Origin of the sequence: Streptomyces sp. NPDC002564, from assembly GCF_042889645.1 — a bacterium.
Lineage (GTDB): Bacteria > Actinomycetota > Actinomycetes > Streptomycetales > Streptomycetaceae > Streptomyces.
Genome location: NZ_JBIARE010000014.1, coordinates 84,773 through 102,075 on the forward strand (window position 1 = coordinate 84,773; position 17,303 = coordinate 102,075).

A 17,303-nucleotide genomic window follows, 5' to 3' on the forward strand; every position below is an offset into this window, starting at 1 on the left:
CTCGGTGGCCGACGTCAACGCAGTAATGCCGTCAGGCACACGCGACCGCGAGATCAGCGTCGAACAGGGACATCTCGACCAGGTCTACCGGCGCCTGGAGGAGAAGATCCACGAGGCCGAGTTCCTGATGGACGACGCGGCCAAGCGGTCCCAGGTCGGCACGCCCGGCGCGCTCGCCGAGCGCGACGCGCAGGTCTTCCGCGCCGGTGTGCACCTCAACCGGCTGAACAACGAGTTCGAGGACTTCCTCTTCGGCCGCATCGACCTGCTCCAGGGCAAGGACGGCAAGAAGGGGCCCGACGGCGCCTACACGGCGGTCGAGCCGGCCGAGGGCGCGGTCCGCGAGGACGAGAGCGGCCGGCACGCCGACATCGCGGAGACCCTGCACATCGGCCGCATCGGCGTCCTGGACGCGGACTACTCCCCGCTGGTCATCGACTGGCGGGCGCCGGCCGCCGCGCCCTTCTACCGCTCGACGCCGGTCGACCCGGGCCGCGTGGTGCGCCGCCGCGTCATCCGCTCCAAGGGCCGCAAGGTGCTCGGCGTCGAGGACGACCTGATGCGTCCGGAGCTCACCGCGCGCCTGGACGGCGAGGTGCTCCCGGTGATCGGCGACGGCGCTCTGATGGCCGCGCTCGGCCAGGCCCGCAGCCACTCGATGCGGGACATCGTGGCGTCCATCCAGGCCGAGCAGGACCTGGTGATCCGGGCGCCCGCCGCGTCGGTGACGTACGTGGAGGGCGGCCCCGGCACCGGCAAGACCGCCGTGGCCCTGCACCGCGCGGCCTACCTCCTCTACCAGGACCGCCGCCGGTACGCGGGCGGCATCCTGATCGTCTCCCCGACCCCGCTCCTGGTCGCCTACACGGAGGGCGTGCTGCCGTCCCTCGGCGAGGAGGGGCAGGTCGCGATCCGCGCGGTCGGCTCGCTGGTCGACGGGGTGGCGGCGACGGAGTACGACAGCCCGGCGGTGGCCAGGGCCAAGGGCTCCTCGCGGATGCTGAGGGTGCTGCGCAAGGCCGCCCGCGGGGCCCTGGAGGGCGCGCCCGTCAAGGCCGCGGCGCCGCGCGGGGCCCAGGGGCAACTGGCCTTCGGCGAGGAGCCGGAGGAGCAGGAGGAGACAGGCGGGGCGGACGGGGCGGAGGAGTCCCGGGGCGCCGGCGCCCGGCAGGGCACCCCCACCCGGCTGCGCGTCGTCGCCTTCGGCCGCCGCCTCGAACTGGACGCCGCCCAGCTGGACCGCATCCGCCGCACCGCGCTCGGCGGCACCGCCCCGGTCAACCTGCTGCGCCCGCGCGCCCGCAAGCTCCTCCTGGACGCCCTGTGGTCGCAGTCCGGCGCGGCGGGTCGGCACACGGACCCGGAGCTGGCCGCCGAGCTCCGCTCGTCCTTCGACGACGACATCACGTCCGAGGACGCCTTCCTCCACTTCCTGGACGCCTGGTGGCCCGAGCTCACCCCGCGCGGGGTGCTCGCCGCGATGGGCGACGAGAAGCGGCTCGGCCGCTGGGCCCGCCGGATCCTGAACCCGGGCGAGGTCCGCAAGGTCGCCCGCTCGCTGCGGCGGGACGCCCTGTCGGTGCACGACGTGGCGCTCCTCGACGAGCTGCAGGCGATCCTCGGCACGCCGCACCGCCCCAGGAAGAAGCGCGAGCTCGACCCCCTCGACCTGCTCACCGGCCTGGAGGAGCTGATGCCGCAGCGCGAGGAGTCCCAGCGCGAGCGCGCCGAGCGGCTGGCGGCCGAGCGCACCGAGTACGCGCACGTCATCGTGGACGAGGCCCAGGACCTGACGCCCATGCAGTGGCGGATGGTGGGCCGCCGCGGGCGGCACGCCACCTGGACGGTCGTCGGCGACCCGGCGCAGTCCTCCTGGTCGGACCCGGACGAGGCGGGCGAGGCGCGCGACGAGGCACTGGGCACCCGGCCGCGCCGCCGCTTCACCCTCACCGTCAACTACCGCAACCCCGCCGAGATCGCCGAGCTCGCCGCGAAGGTGCTCGCCCTGGCGATGCCGGGCGCCGAGTCCCCCTCGGCGGTCCGCTCCACGGGCATCGAGCCCCGCTTCGCCGTCGTACGGGACGGGGATCTGGCCGCCTCGGTGCGCGCGGCGGCGGCCGAGCTCTTGGATCAGGTCACCGGCACGGTCGGCGTGGTCGTGGCGATGAACCGGCGCGAGCAGGCGGCGCGCTGGCTCGCGGGGCTGGGGGAGCGGGTGGTGGCGCTCGGCAGCCTGGAGGCCAAGGGCCTGGAGTACGACGCGACGCTGGTCGTCTCGCCCGCGGAGATCGCGGACGAGTCCCCTGCGGGTCTGCGGGTGCTGTACGTGGCGCTGACGCGCGCGACGCAGCAGCTCACCGTCCTGTCGGGGGAGCGCGACGAGCCCGACGCGGCGGGCGTGCCGGACCTGCTGAGGGACTGAGGGACGGTCCGCGGGGCGGTCCGCGCGGGAGAGAACACTTTTGCCCGCGGGACGGGAATTGCCTTACGTGGATCGTTTGTTACCTTGGATGTGGCACCGGCCCGATCCAAGCCCCCGGGCCCAACCTTCGTCGCTACGAGCGACCACTTGCCGCGAGGCGAGCATGGCGGGTCGGTGTCATTGAACGAACGGAAGAGGCCCACGTCACACCGTGACGTGGGCCTCTTCCTCGTTTTCGGGGGCCCCTTCCACCGAGCCGCAACTTCTCGTATGGTGGAAACAGGTTTCCAAAAACGCAGCGCACTGGCCGGTGAACACAACGTTCTCAATCCGGGGCGACTACCACGTACTCGGCGGTAGGTGCGACCATCGGACGGCAAGAGCTACAAGGTGAAAGCAGAGGAAGTCGGCCATGGCAACGGCGCCCAGCGTCTCCTACTCGATGACGGTCCGGCTGGAGGTGCCCGCGAGCGGCACGGCGGTCTCCCGGCTCACCACGACCGTCGAGTCCTCCGGGGGCTCGGTGACCGGCCTCGACGTCACGGCCTCCGGTCACGAGATGCTGCGGATCGACGTGACGATCGCGGCCTCCTCCACGACGCACGCCGACGAGATCGTCGAGCAGTTGCGCACGATCGAGGGCGTCACCCTCGGCAAGGTCTCCGACCGTACGTTCCTGATGCACCTCGGCGGCAAGATCGAGATGCAGTCCAAGCACCCCATCAGGAACCGTGACGACCTCTCCATGGTCTACACCCCGGGTGTCGCCCGGGTCTGCATGGCGATCGCGGAGAACCCCGAGGACGCCCGCCGCCTGACCATCAAGCGGAACACCGTTGCGGTCGTAACGGACGGTTCGGCCGTGCTGGGCCTCGGCAACATCGGCCCGATGGCCGCCATGCCGGTCATGGAGGGCAAGGCGGCCCTCTTCAAGCGCTTCGCCGACATCGATGCCTGGCCGATCTGCCTGGACACCCAGGACACCGACGCCATCGTCGAGATCGTCAAGGCCATCGCCCCCGGCTTCGCGGGCATCAACCTGGAGGACATCTCCGCGCCCCGCTGCTTCGAGATCGAGGCCCGGCTGCGCGAGGCCCTCGACATCCCCGTCTTCCACGACGACCAGCACGGCACCGCCATCGTCGTCCTCGCCGCCCTCACCAACGCCCTGCGCGTGGTCGGCAAGAACATCGGCGACGTGCGCGTGGTCATGTCGGGCGCCGGCGCGGCCGGTACGGCGATCCTCAAGCTGCTGCTGGCCGCCGGTGTGAAGAACGCCGTGGTGGCCGACATCCACGGCGTCGTGCACGCCGACCGCGAGGACCTCGTCGGCACGGACGTGGACTCGCCGCTGCGCTGGATCGCCGACAACACCAACCCCGAGGGTCTCACGGGCACCCTCAAGGAGGCCGTGGTGGGCGCCGACGTCTTCATCGGCGTCTCCGCTCCGAACGTCCTGAACGGCGACGACGTGGCCGCCATGGCCGAGGGTGCCATCGTGTTCGCGCTCGCGAACCCGGACCCGGAGGTCGACCCGGCGGTCGCCCGCCAGACGGCGGCGGTCGTCGCCACCGGCCGCTCGGACTTCCCGAACCAGATCAACAACGTCCTGGTCTTCCCCGGCGTCTTCCGCGGCCTCCTCGACGCCCAGTCGCGGACGGTCAACACGGAGATGATGCTGGCCGCCGCGGGCGCCCTCGCGGACGTCGTCGCGGAGGACGAGCTGAACCGCAACTACATCATCCCCAGCGTCTTCAACGACAAGGTCGCGGGTGCCGTCGCCGGTGCCGTGCGGACCGCCGCGAAGGCCGCCGGGGCCGCTGTGACGGGTCCCACGGCGTAACGGGACCGGCGCGTCGCGGGACCCGGGGCCCGAGGGGCCCCTCTAGGGTGGCTTGGCAGCAAGCAAGCCCTCCCGGCCCCGTCATTTCAGGGGCGGCGGACGCTTTTCGTGTGACCCCCAAGGGCGCCGGATTGGCTTTCCCGCCGCAGGTGGGGGCAGGATGCGTAATCGGGCGCGAGGGTCTGACGTCAGACCCGGGTCCGGGGACTGTCCGAGGACCCTGGCAGCATCGTCTTCGCTGTGCCCATCATGCGGCTCTGCCGCGTGGCACGCCTCAACGGCAAAAGAACACGGGAGTACAAACATGAACCGCAGTGAGCTGGTGGCCGCGCTGGCCGACCGCGCCGAGGTGACCCGCAAGGACGCCGACGCCGTGCTGGCCGCGTTCGCCGAGACCGTCGGCGAGATCGTTGCCAAGGGCGACGAGAAGGTCACCATCCCCGGCTTCCTGACCTTCGAGCGCACCCACCGTGCCGCTCGCACCGCCCGCAACCCGCAGACCGGCGAGCCGATCAACATTCCGGCCGGTTACAGCGTCAAGGTTTCGGCTGGTTCCAAGCTGAAGGAAGCGGCCAAGGGGAAGTAACCCCGAGCAGCTGAAAGGGGCGGTCACCCACCGGGTGACCGCCCCTTTCGTGTGCGTCCGGCCCGGCCCCCGCGCGGGCCGGGCCGGTTCCGCTACAGCGCCGCCCTGCCCGGCAGCTCGACCTTCGCGCCGAGCTCGACGAGCTTGTCCATGAAATTCTCGTAGCCGCGGTTGATCAGGTCGATGCCGTGGACGCGGGACGTGCCCTGCGCCGCGAGGGCCGCGATCAGGTACGAGAAGCCGCCGCGCAGGTCGGGGATGACCAGATCGGCGCCCTGCAGCTTCGTGGGGCCGCTGACGACCGCCGAGTGCAGGAAGTTGCGCTGGCCGAAGCGGCAGTCCGAGCCGCCCAGGCACTCGCGGTAGAGCTGGATGTGTGCGCCCATCTGGTTGAGCGCGGAGGTGAATCCCAGCCGGGACTCGTAGACCGTCTCGTGGACGATGGACAGGCCCGCGGCCTGCGTCAGGGCCACCACGAGCGGCTGCTGCCAGTCGGTCTGGAAACCGGGGTGCACGTCCGTCTCCAGCGCGATCGCGTTGAGCGAGCCGCCCGGGTGCCAGAAGCGGATGCCCTCGTCGTCGATCTCGAAGGCACCGCCCACCTTCCGGTAGGTGTTCAGGAACGTCATCATCGAGCGCTGCTGGGCGCCGCGGACGTAGATATTGCCTTCGGTCGCCAGGGCCGCGGAAGCCCAGGAGGCGGCCTCCAGGCGGTCCGAGAGGGCGTGGTGGTTGTAGCCGCCGAGGCTGTCGACGCCGGTGATCCGTATGGTCCGGTCGGTGTCCATGGCGATGATCGCGCCCATTTTCTGCAGGACGCAGATCAGGTCCTCGATCTCCGGCTCCACCGCCGCGTTCGAGAGCTCGGTCACGCCCTCCGCGAGCACGGCGGTCAGCAGCACCTGCTCGGTGGCGCCCACGGACGGGTACGGCAGCCGGATCTTGGTGCCGCGCAGCCGCTGCGGGGCCTCCAGGTACTGCCCGCCCTCGCGCTTCTCGATGGTCGCGCCGAACTGGCGGAGCACCTCGAAGTGGAAGTCGATCGGCCGGCCGCCGATGTCGCAGCCGCCGAGACCGGGGATGAAGGCGTGCCCGAGGCGGTGCAGCAGCGGGCCGCAGAAGAGGATCGGAATGCGCGACGAGCCCGCGTGGGCGTCGATGTCGGCGACGTTCGCGCTCTCCACGTGCGACGGGTCCATGATGAGCTCGCCCGGCTGCTCACCGGGGCGGACGGTCACGCCGTGCAGCTGCAGCAGGCCGCGGACGACGCGGACGTCCCGGATGTCGGGGACATTGCGCAGCCGGCTCGGAGCGCTGCCGAGCAGCGCGGCGACCATGGCCTTGGGCACGAGGTTCTTCGCGCCGCGGACACGGATTTCACCCTCCAGCGGGGTTCCGCCGTGGACAAGCAGTACGTCATCGGTGACGGTCATGAATCTCGCGTTCCGATTGGATGGACGGGGGGACCAAAGGGCAAGCGTAATGGCCGCGTACCCCCCTTCCGTAAGGCCGAGGACGGGTCAAGCACGTCATGACTTCGCCACAACACGAAACGTTCGGAACCGGACACTCCGGGTCACCGCAGGTCGCAGGCGTACCGCACGACCCCGCGGGGCCCTGAGCTGCATTCACTCCGGTATGCGCATTGGCTCCCCGCGCAGGGCAAAGATGCGGGATCATGTGGTCCATGACCGAGGTGTCCTCGCTCACAGGGCGGCTTCTCGTGGCGACGCCCGCCCTGGCGGACCCGAACTTCGACCGCGCGGTGGTGCTGCTCCTCGACCACGACGAGGAGGGCTCGCTCGGCGTGGTCCTCAACCGCCCGACGCCGGTGGACGTCGCCGACATCCTGGAGGGCTGGGGCGAGCTGACCGGCACGCCCGGCGTCGTCTTCCAGGGCGGACCCGTCTCGCTCGACTCGGCGCTGGGGGTCGCCGTGATCCCGGGCGACGAGGCGCACGCCCCGGGCGCCCGCCCGCGCGGCGGCAGAACGTCGGCCCGCGGCGCGCGGTCGCGTGCGGGCGGCGCCGACCCGGTGGGCTTCCGCCGGGTGCACGGCGCGATCGGCCTGGTCGACCTGGAGGCCCCGCCGGAGCTCCTGGCCTCGGCCCTCGGCTCCCTGCGGATCTTCGCGGGCTACTCGGGCTGGGGCCCGGGCCAGCTGGAGAACGAGCTGGAGGACGGCGCCTGGTACGTGGTCGAGTCCGAGCCGGGCGACGTCTCCTCACCGGATCCGGAGCGGCTGTGGCGCGCGGTGCTGCGCCGCCAGCGCAGCGAGCTCGCGATGGTGGCGACCTATCCGGACGACCCGTCGCTGAACTGAGCGGCGCACTGCTCCAGATAGCGCACGGCCAGCGGGTGCGCGTCGCGGGCGGCGACCGCCAGGGACACGGTGACCGGCGGGGCGTTCTTCAGCCGGACGCGGCGCAGCGACGGATGGGCGTGCCTGCGGGCCACCGGCTCGGGCGCCACGCCCACGCCGTGGCCCGCCGCGACCGCCTCCAGCCACTCGTCGAGGTTGTCGGCGGTGCAGGCGAGCCGGGGGCGGCGGCCCTCGGGCCACAGCTCCGGGCGGGTCGTGCCGGTCACCGTGTTCACGACCAGCGGGAAGTCGGCGAGCTCCGCCCAGTCCAGGACGCGGCGGCCCGCGAGTTCGGCCGAGCCGCGGGCGACGACCGCCACCCGCGGCTCGCGCAGCAGCACGCGTGAGCGCACCGCGCCGCCCGCCGGCACGTCACCGCGTACCACCGCCACGTCACAGGCCCCCGACGCCAGGCCCGCGAGCGGCGCGTCACGGCGGACCAGGCGCACGCCCGCGCCGGTCGCGGCCTTGAAGGCGGCGGTCAGCGGGACGCACGCCTCGGGCAGGACCGAGGTGAAGCCGAGCCGCAGCAGCGGCGGTTCGGCGCCCGCGGCGGTGTCCAGGGCGGTGTCGAGCCGGGCCAGGAGCGGGGCGAGGTCGTCGCGCAGCCTGCGCCCGGCCTCGGTGAGCCCGACGCGGCGCGTGGTCCGTTCCAGGAGCCGCGCCCCGAGGCTCTCCTCCAGGGCGCGCACCGTGCGGGTCAGCGCGGGCTGCCCGACGCGGAGCCGGTCGGCGGCGTGGGTGAAGCTCAGCTCGTCGGCGACGGCGAGGAATCCGCGCAGGTGGCGCAGTTCCACCGCCTCCGTCCCCGCCCGGTCCGCGGTGCGTACGTGATCCATGCGTCCCGAGCATAAGTGCACGCCGCGGGCATTTCCCCGGGGAACCGGAGGCTGCCTACGGTCCGGATCCGCCGGTGCCGAAGCCGGTGGACGTGCCGGCGACGAGCCGGGCAGCGACGTGCACGAGCAAGGGAGTTGGGTCGCGTGCGCAAAGTGTGGCTGTTGATGCTGGGGTCCTTCACGCTGGGCCTGGACGCCTATGTGACGGCCGGGCTGCTGCCGGTCGTCGCGAAGGACCTGGGGACGACCGTCTCGCTCGCGGGGCAGATGGTCACCGTCTTCACCCTCGCCTACGCGGTCAGCGCGCCGCTGGTGGCGGGGCTCCTGTCGGGCGTACGGCCGCGGGCCCTCGTCGTCGCCGCGCTGGCCGTCTTCGCGCTCGGCAACGCGCTCACCGCGCTCGCGCCCGGTCTTGCCGTGCTGCTCCTGGCGCGGGCCGTGGCGGGGGCGGGCGCCGGGGTCTACTCGGCGCTGTCCACGGCCGCCGCCGCCACGCTGGCCGGCCCCGAGCGGCGCGGGCGGGCGCTCGCGCTGGTGATGGGCGGGATGAGCTCGGGCACCGTGCTCGGTGTGCCGCTGGGCGTGCTGCTCGCCGACCACACGTCCTGGCGGGCCACGATGTGGCTGGTCACGGGGCTCGGCACGGTCGCGCTGCTCGGCCTCGCGGCCGGGCTGCCCGAGATGCCCGCCGAGCCGCCGGTCCCGGTGCGGGCACGGCTCGGGGCGCTCGCCGACCGGACGGTGCTGCCCGTCGTGGGCGTCTCCTTCCTCGGCGCGGTGGCCAGCCTCGGCCTCTACACCTACCTGGCGCCGGTGCTCGCCTCCTCGGGCGGCGTGGGCGAGGGCGACGTGGCGCCCCACCTGTGGGCGTGGGGGATCGGCGGGGTGCTCGGCAGCGTGCTCGCCGGGCCGCTGGTGGACCGCACCGGGCGGGTGGTCGCCCTGGTGACCGGGATCGTCTCGACCCTGGTCGTCGCGATCGGCCTGCTGCCGCTGCTCGGTGCCGCCGCGTATCCCGCGCTGGTCGTGTGGGGCGCGGCGGGCTGGGCCTTCCAGGTCCCGCAGCAGCACCGGCTGCTCGCCCTGCGCGCCGAACGCGGCACGGTCGCCCTCGCGCTGAACAACTCCGCGCTCTACCTGGGCAGCGCGGTCGGCTCCGCCCTCGCCGGGCTCGCCCTCGCCACGGGGCTCGCGCCGCGCGCCCTGCCGTGGGCGGCGGCCGCCGTCGCGGGCGCCGGGCTCGTCCTGCACCTGGCGACGGCACGCCCCGGCGCACTCCCGGCGACAGCCGCTGCCGGGAGTCGGCGGGCGTGAGTACCCTTGGCCCTTATGAGCACTCTTGAGCCCGAGCCCGAGCGCGGGGCAGGTACGGGGACCCTCGTAGAGCCGACGCCCCAGGTGTCGCACGGTGACGGCGACCACGAGCGCTATGCGCACTACGTCCAGAAGGACAAGATCATGGCGAGCGCCATGGACGGCACGCCCGTCGTGGCGCTCTGCGGCAAGGTGTGGGTCCCCGGCCGCGACCCGAAGAAGTACCCCGTCTGTCCCATGTGCAAGGAGATCTACGAGTCCATGGGCGCCGGCGGCGACAAGGACAAGGGCGGCAAGGACGGCAAGGGCGGCAAGAAGTAGCCCCTCGCGGTCCGTCGTGAGGGCCCTGCCGGGGCCCTCGTGAGACCCCTTCGCCCCAGGGGCGTTGCGCCTGCCGCAACGCCCCTTTTGCGTTGTGCAATCGCGTGACAGCCTACGGTTTCATGACCTTTGAGCACCTCATCCCGGCGCCCGCACGCGCCGAGGCCACGCAGAGCTCCTCCTTCGTCATCGACGCCGCCACCACCCTCTGGGCCGGCCCCGGCACCGGGTCCACCGAGCGGTGGCTGCGCGCCGCCCTCGGCACCGCGCTCGGCCTGCCGCTGCGCGACGGCGCCGAGGACGCGGCCAACTCCCTGTCCCTGCGCGTCGACGACTCCCTGGAGCCGGAGGCGTACCGGCTCACCGTCGACGGCGAGCGCGTCGAGATCCGCGGCGGCGCGGCCGCCGGTGTCTTCTGGGGCGCCCAGACCCTGCGCCAGCTCCTCGGTCCCGACGCCTTCCGCCGCGCGCAGCTGCGGCCCGGCGCCGAGCACACCGTGCCCGCGGGCGTGATCGAGGACGCGCCCCGCTTCGGCTGGCGCGGCATGATGCTCGACGTGGCACGGCACTTCATGCCGAAGGAAGGGGTCCTGCGCTACCTGGACCTGCTCGCCGCGCACAAGCTCAACGTCTTCCACTTCCACCTCACCGACGACCAGGGCTGGCGCGTGGAGATCAAGCGCCACCCGCGGCTCACCGAGAGCGGCTCGTGGCGGGCCCGCTCCAAGTGGGGCCACCGCGCCTCCCCGCTGTGGGAGGAGCGCCCGCACGGCGGCCACTACACCCAGGACGACATCCGCGAGATCGTCGCGTACGCGCGGTCGCTGCACATCACCGTCGTCCCCGAGATCGACATCCCCGGCCACTCGCAGGCCGCCATCAGCGCGTACCCGCACCTGGGCAACTCCGACGTCGTCGACACCGAGGCGCTCACCGTCTGGGACACCTGGGGGGTCAGCAAGAACGTCCTCGCCCCCACCGACGAGGTCATCAGCTTCTACGAAGGGGTCCTGGAGGAGATCCTCGACCTCTTCCCCTCCACCTTCATCCACGTCGGCGGCGACGAGTGCCCCAAGGACCAGTGGAAGGAGTCGGCCACCGCCCAGACCCGCATCAAGGAGCTGGAGGTCGAGGACGAGAACGGCCTGCAGAGCTGGTTCATCCGGCACTTCGACCGCTGGCTCGCCGAGCGCGGGCGGCGGCTCATCGGCTGGGACGAGATCCTGGAGGGCGGCCTCGCCGAGGGCGCCACCGTCTCCTCCTGGCGCGGCTACCGCGGCGGCATCGCCGCGGCCAAATCCGGCCACGACGTCGTCATGTGTCCCGAGCAGCACGTGTACTTGGACCACCGCCAGGACGGCGGCCCCGACGAGCCGATGCCCATCGGGTTCATCCGCACGCTGGAGGACGTCTACCGCTTCGAGCCGGTGCCCGCCGAGCTCACCGAGGAGGAGGCCGCCCACGTGCTCGGCACCCAGGCCAACGTCTGGACCGAGGTGATGGAGCACCAGCAGCGCGTCGACTACCAGGTGTTCCCGCGGCTCGCCGCCTTCTGCGAGGTGGCCTGGCGCACGCTGCCCGCCCCGGCCGAGCGGGACTTCGCCGACTTCGAGCGCCGGATGACCGCCCACTACGGGCGACTTGACGCCCTCGGCGTCGACTACCGGCCGCCCGGCGGCCCGTTGCCGCGACAGCAGCGACCGGGTGTGCTCGGACGCCCGATCGAGGGGGCGCCCCCAAACGTGTGAGTCACCCTCCGGGTGCGTGCTCCCGGCGGTCCGCGCTGGGAGCGTGGGCCGCCGGAAGCGGCGGCGCGGAGCACGCGCACGGGCCGCGGACCACGTGGGTATGCCGGAGGAACAAGCCGCCCGCACATCACCGGACCGGGGCAATTCCCGCCCACCGGCGAGGGGGTGCGAAACCGGTACATCCACCAGGTCCGCGGACGAATGCCTCCTAGCGGACCCCCGCGTCGGGGCCCGGGGAAGATGTGCCAGAGTTGCCACGTCCGGGTTGTGAGCACGTACCGTACGGCGGAACAGGCGTAACGGTGACACGTCGCGAAACGGCGAGCACTTCACCTACGCGTCGTACGTGGAGTAGGCGGCCGGGCATCGGGAAGGGGCAGCCGGTTTTGAGCACGCACGCACCGCAGGCGGCACGGACACCGCAGTCGGTGAAGCTGCCCGCCACGCTGGACGAGGCCGTGGCGGCACTCACCGCCATGCCCGCCGCCGTGCCCGTCGCCGGCGGCACCGACCTGATGACGTCGGTCAACTCCGGGCAGCTGCGCCCCGCCGCCCTCGTCGGCCTCGGCCGGATCAGCGAGATCCGCGGCTGGCAGTACCAGGACGGCCACGCCCTGCTCGGCGCGGGCCTGACCCACGCCCGCATGGGCCGCCCCGACTTCGCCGCCCTGATCCCCGCGCTCGCCGCCGCCGCGCGCGCCGCGGGCCCGCCGCAGATCCGCAACGCGGGCACCCTCGGCGGCAACATCGCCTCGGCCGCGCCGACCGGCGACGCGCTGCCGGTGCTCGCCGCCCTCGAAGCCGTCCTGATCATCGCGGGGCCCGGCGGCGCCCGCCGCGAGCTGCCCGTCTCGCACCTGCTCGCCGGCATGGAGATGCTCCGCCCCGGCGAGCTCATCGGCTTCGTGCGCGTCCCGCTGCTGCACGCGCCGCAGGTGTTCCTCAAGGCGACCGGCCGCACCGGGCCCGGCCGGGCCAGCGCCTCCGTCGCGCTCGTCCTCGACCCCGCGCGGCGCGGGGTGCGCTGCGCGGTCGGCGCCATCGCGCCGATGCCGCTGCGGCCCCTGGAGGCCGAGGAGTGGGTGGCCTCGCTGATCGACTGGGACGGCGAGCGCGGCAGCCTCGTCCCGGAGGCGGTCACCGCCTTCGGCGAGTACGTCGCCGCCGCCTGCATCCCCGAGCAGCCCCCGGCGGCCGACGGCACCGAACAGCCGCTGTCGCCCGCCGTACTGCACCTGCGGCGCACCGTCGCCGCACTGGCCCGACGAGCACTGGGGAGGGCGCTGTCGTGAGCGACGACCAGAACACCCACAACGGCGGCGGCTGGCAGCCGCACCCGCAGGGCGAGTACGACTCGGACGCCACGGCGTTCGTGCAGCTCCCCGAGGGCCTGCTGGACGCCCCGCTCGCCGCGCCCGGGCACGGCTACGTCCCGCCGCAGATAACGGTCAACCCCACCACCGCCGACGCCACCGACCCGGCCGCCACCGGCGCCTGGGTCATGCCGCCCGAGGTCACCGGCGCGGGCGGCGGCCGCGCCGTGCGCTGGCCCGAGGCGGGCACCGCGCAGCAGCAGCCCGCGCCCCCGGCGCAGGGCCACGACGGCACCCACGGGTACGACCCGCGGGCGACCGGCCAGTGGACCTTCGACGCGCAGAGCCCGGAGAGCGCGGAGAGCGGGGAGCGCCGGCCGTACGGGCAGGGCGGGGCCCCGGCGTACGAGCGGGACTACGAGCAGCAGGATTTCGAGCAGCGGGACTACGAGCAGCAGGACTACGAGTCGCGGGACTACGGCCACCAGTACGGGCAGCAGCCGCACGGTCCCGGCGCCCCGGCGTCCGGCACCGACGTCACCGGCCAGTGGTCGATCCCGGTCGCCGACGGTGATCTGCCGGACGAGTCCGGGGAGTTCACGGCCTCGTCGCTGGCCGCGGAGCTCGGCGCGTGGGGACGGGGCGGCGCCGCGCCGCCCGCGACGCTGCCCGGCGGCGCGCCCGCGCCGTGGGCGACGGGCGCGGGGGCCGGTGCGCCCTGGGGCGCCCCCTCGCGGGAGGCCGCGCAGGACGCGCTGGGCACCCCGCGGGAGAGCCTGTACGAGGCCCCGCACGAGCCCCTGCACGCGCCCGCGCGGCAGGCCCCGCAGCCCGTCCCGCACGAGCCCGTCCCGCACGAGCCCGTCCCGCACGAGCCCGCCGCGCACGAGGCCGTCCCCGAGCGGCCGGAGGAGCCCGAGCAGGAAAGCCGGTTCGAGAAGACGCAGTTGCTGCGGGCCATCAGTGTGCCGTCGGCCGAGCGGCCGGTGGAGCAGCCGGTGCGGCGGCCCGTCGAGCGGCCCGGCGCCGAGCCGGCCGCGGAGCCCGTCGCCGAGGAGCCGGTGCGGGCCCCGGAGGTCCCGCAGGCACCGGAGGCCCCCGAGGTCGCCGAGAGCCCCGAGGCGTCCGCGCCCCCGGTCGAGACGGCGACCGAGGCGACGGCCGAGATGCAGGCCGCTGTCCCGGCCGGGTTCGGGTCCGAGGCCCACGAGCCCCCCGCGCCCGCCCCCGACGTCCCCGCCGCCGAGACCGCGCCGGTGGACGCCCCGGACGAGACGCCCGTACCGGACGACGCCCCCGCGCCGGAACCGGCGGCGGAGCCGGACGCGGCCGTGGACGCGGAGCCGCAACAGGCCGCCGCGCCCGACGAGTCGGCCGCCCCCGCCGAGGACCCCGGGGCCACCGCAGCCCAGGCCGTCGAGACGGCCGAGACGATCGCGTCGGTCGAGGCGGTCGAGGCGGTCGAGGGCAGTCCCGCCGTCGAGTCCGTGGAGGCCGTGGAGGCCGCCACCGACGCCGCCCTGGCCCCCACCCCGCTCCACGACGACCACCCCCTCGTCTCGTACGTCCTGCGCGTGAACGGCACCGACCGGCCCGTCACGGACGCCTGGATCGGCGAGTCCCTGCTCTACGTGCTGCGCGAGCGGCTCGGCCTCGCGGGCGCCAAGGACGGCTGCTCGCAGGGCGAGTGCGGGGCGTGCAACGTCCAGGTGGACGGCCGCCTGGTCGCCTCCTGCCTGGTCCCGGCCGCGACCACCGCGGGCAGCGAGGTCCGCACCGTCGAGGGCCTGGCCGCCGACGGACAGCCCTCCGACGTGCAGCGCGCGCTCGCCGCGTGCGGCGCGGTGCAGTGCGGCTTCTGCGTGCCGGGCATGGCGATGACCGTGCACGACCTCCTGGAGGGCAACCCCGCCCCCACCGACCTGGAGGCCCGCCGCGCGCTGTGCGGCAACCTCTGCCGCTGCTCCGGCTACCGGGGCGTCCTGGACGCCGTGCGCGAGGTCGTCGCCGAGCGCGAGGCGTCCGCGACGGCCGCCGGGGCCGCGGCGCACGACGGCCACGAGCACCAGCACGAGCACGCCGACGAGGCGCGCATCCCGCACCAGGCGGGCCCGGGCGCCGGCGGCGTCCACCAGGCCACGCACGACGGCACGTACGACGGCGTGCCCGGCGGCCCCTACGACGGGCCGCACCCGTACGACGGAGCCGGACCCGAAGGGCCGCAGGGCCCCTACGGCCAGGACGGAGGCCACGCGTGAGCACCGACGCCACCACCGCGACGTCCGCCGCGCCGGGCGCCGAGCCGCCGCACGGCATCGGCGCGTCGCTGCCGTCGGCCGAGTCCCGGGTCAAGACGGAGGGCACCTTCCCCTACGCCTCCGACCTGTGGGCCGAGGGCCTGCTGTGGGCGGCGGTGCTGCGCTCCCCGCACGCGCACGCCCGCATCGTCTCCGTCGACACCAGCCACGCCCTGGAGATGCCGGGCGTACGCGCGGTCGTCACCCACGAGGACGTGCCGGGCGAGCGGACGCACGGACGGCGGACCGCGGACCGGCCGGTCTTCGCGTCCGACGTCGTACGCCACCACGGCGAGGCCATCGCCGCCGTGGCCGCCGACCACCCCGACACCGCGCGGATGGCGGCCGCCGCCGTCATCGTCGAGTACGAGGTGCTCGAACCGGTCACCGACCCGGAGAAGGCCTTCGAGGCCGAACCCCTGCACCCCGACGGGAACCTGATCCGGCACATCCCGCTGCGGCACGGCGACCCGGAGGCGGCGGGCGAGCTCGTCGTCGAGGGCCTGTACCGCATCGGCCGCCAGGACCCGGCGCCGATCGGCGCGGAGGCGGGCCTCGCGGTGCCGCGCCCGGACGGGGGAGTGGAGCTGTACATCGCCTCCACCGACCCGCACGCCGACCGGGACCGCGCCGCCGCCTGCTTCGGCATCACCCCCGACCGCGTGAAGGTCGTCGTGACGGGCGTGCCCGGCGCGACCGCCGACCGCGAGGACGCGAGCTTCCAACTCCCGCTCGGGCTCCTCGCGTTGCGCACCGGCTGCCCGGTCAAGCTGACCGCGACCCGCGAGGAGTCCTTCCTCGGCCACGCCCACCGCCACCCCACGCTGCTGCGCTACCGCCACCACGCGGACGCCGAGGGCCGCCTGGTCAAGGTGGAGGCGCAGGTCCTGCTCGACGCGGGCGCGTACGCGGACACGTCGGCGGAGGCGCTGGCCGCCGCCGTCTCCTTCGCCTGCGGCCCCTACGTCGTGCCGAACGCCTTCATCGAGGGCTGGGCGGTCCGTACGAACAACCCGCCCTCCGGCCATGTGCGCGGCGAGGGCGCCCTCCAGGTGTGCGCCGCCTACGAGGCGCAGATGGACAAGATCGCCAAGAAGCTGGGCGTCGACCCGGCCGAGCTGCGGCTGCGCAACGCCATGGCGACCGGGGACATCCTGCCCACCGGGCAGACGGTGACGTGCCCGGCCCCGGTGGCCGAACTGCTCGCCGCCGTACGGGACTTCCCGCTGCCCGACCTGCCCAAGGACACCCCCGAGGACGAGTGGCTGCTGCCCGGCGGCCCCGAGGGCGCGGGCGAGCCCGCCGCGGTGCGCCGGGGCGTGGGCTACGGCCTGGGCATGGTCCAGCTCCTGGGCGCCGAGGGCACCGACGAGGTCTCCACGGCCACCGTGAAGGTCCACGACGGCGTGGCGACGGTGATCTGCGCGGCCGTCGAGACCGGTCAGGGCTTCACCACCCTGGCCCGCCAGATCGTCCAGGAGACGCTGGGCATCGAGGACGTGCGGGTCGCGCCGGTCGACACCGACCAGCCGCCCGCGGGACCGAGCTGCCGCGGCCGCCACACCTGGGTGTCGGGCGGCGCGGTGGAGCGCGCCGCGAAGATGGTCCGCACGCAGCTCCTGCAGCCGCTGGCCCACAAGTTCGGCATGTCCACCGAGCTCCTGCAGATCACCGACGGCAAGATCACCTCGTACGACGGCGTGCTCTCCACGACCGTCACCGAGGCGCTGGACGGCAAGGAACTGTGGGCCACGGCCCAGTGCCGTCCGCACCCGACCGAGCCGCTCGACGAGGCCGGGCAGGGCGACGCCTTCGTCGGCATGGCGTTCTGCGCGATCCGCGCGGTCGTCGACGTCGACATCGAGATCGGCGCCGTCCGGGTCGTGGAGCTCGCCGTCGCCCAGGACGTGGGCCGCATCCTCAACCCCGCCCAGCTGCGGGCCCGTATCGAGGCGGGCGTCACGCAGGGCGTGGGCGCCGCCCTCACGGAGAACCTGCGCACGCCGCGCGGCCTGGTCCGCCATCCGGACCTGACGGGCTACGCGCTGCCCACCGCCCTGGACACCCCGGACATCCGCATCGTGAAGCTGGTCGAGGAGCGGGACGTCGTGGCGCCCTTCGGCGCGAAGGCGGCCAGCGCGGTGCCGGTCGTGACGTCCCCCGCGGCGATCGCGTCGGCGGTCCGCGCGGCGACGGGCCGCCCGGTCAACCGCCTCCCGATCCGCCCGCAGGCGGCCGTCGCCACCACCTGACGGCGG

The 17,303-nt window shown here is 74.1% G+C and carries 12 protein-coding genes; 10 read left to right on the forward strand and 2 right to left on the reverse strand.

What is annotated here, in order from left to right; translation table 11 throughout:
• The first annotated feature begins 25 nt into the window (after positions 1 to 25).
• The 3 genes from ACFYXE_RS34005 (at position 26) to ACFYXE_RS34015 (ending at position 4,851) form a co-directional block, all read left to right on the forward strand.
• Positions 26 to 2,422 carry a HelD family protein gene (locus ACFYXE_RS34005; protein ID WP_389319278.1) on the forward strand — a complete coding sequence of 799 codons (2,397 nt, stop codon included), beginning with the start codon at positions 26 to 28 and terminating at the stop codon, positions 2,420 to 2,422.
• A 412-nt stretch (positions 2,423 to 2,834) separates the two neighbouring features.
• Entirely contained in the window at positions 2,835 to 4,265 is a 1,431-nt protein-coding gene (locus ACFYXE_RS34010) for an NAD-dependent malic enzyme (RefSeq protein WP_361179689.1), read from the forward strand.
• A 304-nt stretch (positions 4,266 to 4,569) separates the two neighbouring features.
• Complete coding sequence (locus ACFYXE_RS34015; protein WP_016645140.1) at positions 4,570 to 4,851, forward strand: HU family DNA-binding protein; 282 nt, start codon at positions 4,570 to 4,572, stop codon at positions 4,849 to 4,851.
• 92 nt (positions 4,852 to 4,943) lie between these two features.
• Here the strand turns inward: ACFYXE_RS34015 and murA are convergent, their stop codons facing one another.
• Entirely contained in the window at positions 4,944 to 6,284 is a 1,341-nt protein-coding gene (murA, locus tag ACFYXE_RS34020; protein ID WP_361179691.1) for a UDP-N-acetylglucosamine 1-carboxyvinyltransferase, read from the reverse strand.
• Positions 6,285 to 6,538: 254 nt separating this feature from the next.
• Between murA and ACFYXE_RS34025 the strand changes: the two genes are divergently transcribed.
• Positions 6,539 to 7,174, forward strand: a complete 636-nt coding sequence (locus ACFYXE_RS34025) for a YqgE/AlgH family protein (RefSeq protein WP_389319281.1) — start codon at positions 6,539 to 6,541, stop codon at positions 7,172 to 7,174.
• Here ACFYXE_RS34025 and ACFYXE_RS34030 read toward each other — a convergent pair.
• Positions 7,147 to 8,052, reverse strand: coding sequence for a LysR family transcriptional regulator (locus ACFYXE_RS34030; protein WP_389319283.1), 906 nt, complete (start codon positions 8,050 to 8,052; stop codon positions 7,147 to 7,149). The genes ACFYXE_RS34025 and ACFYXE_RS34030 overlap by 28 nt on opposite strands.
• A gap of 144 nt (positions 8,053 to 8,196) precedes the next feature.
• Here ACFYXE_RS34030 and ACFYXE_RS34035 point away from each other — a divergent pair, with 144 nt between their 5' ends.
• From ACFYXE_RS34035 to ACFYXE_RS34060, 6 genes are all read left to right on the forward strand, one after another.
• Positions 8,197 to 9,366 carry an MFS transporter gene (locus tag ACFYXE_RS34035; RefSeq protein ID WP_389319285.1) on the forward strand — a complete coding sequence of 390 codons (1,170 nt, stop codon included), beginning with the start codon at positions 8,197 to 8,199 and terminating at the stop codon, positions 9,364 to 9,366.
• 15 nt (positions 9,367 to 9,381) lie between these two features.
• Positions 9,382 to 9,687, forward strand: coding sequence for a DUF3039 domain-containing protein (locus tag ACFYXE_RS34040; protein ID WP_361179701.1), 306 nt, complete (start codon positions 9,382 to 9,384; stop codon positions 9,685 to 9,687).
• Between the two features lie 122 nt (positions 9,688 to 9,809).
• Positions 9,810 to 11,435, forward strand: coding sequence for a beta-N-acetylhexosaminidase (locus tag ACFYXE_RS34045; RefSeq protein WP_389319288.1), 1,626 nt, complete (start codon positions 9,810 to 9,812; stop codon positions 11,433 to 11,435).
• Positions 11,436 to 11,821: 386 nt separating this feature from the next.
• Entirely contained in the window at positions 11,822 to 12,727 is a 906-nt protein-coding gene (locus ACFYXE_RS34050; protein WP_361179706.1) for an FAD binding domain-containing protein, read from the forward strand.
• Entirely contained in the window at positions 12,724 to 15,006 is a 2,283-nt protein-coding gene (locus ACFYXE_RS34055; protein ID WP_389319290.1) for a 2Fe-2S iron-sulfur cluster-binding protein, read from the forward strand. The genes ACFYXE_RS34050 and ACFYXE_RS34055 overlap by 4 nt, the downstream gene beginning before the upstream one ends.
• Positions 15,003 to 17,297 (forward strand): xanthine dehydrogenase family protein molybdopterin-binding subunit, encoded by a 2,295-nt coding sequence (locus ACFYXE_RS34060; protein ID WP_389319292.1) that lies wholly within the window; start codon positions 15,003 to 15,005, stop codon positions 17,295 to 17,297. The genes ACFYXE_RS34055 and ACFYXE_RS34060 overlap by 4 nt, the downstream gene beginning before the upstream one ends.
• Positions 17,298 to 17,303: the final 6 nt, after the last annotated feature.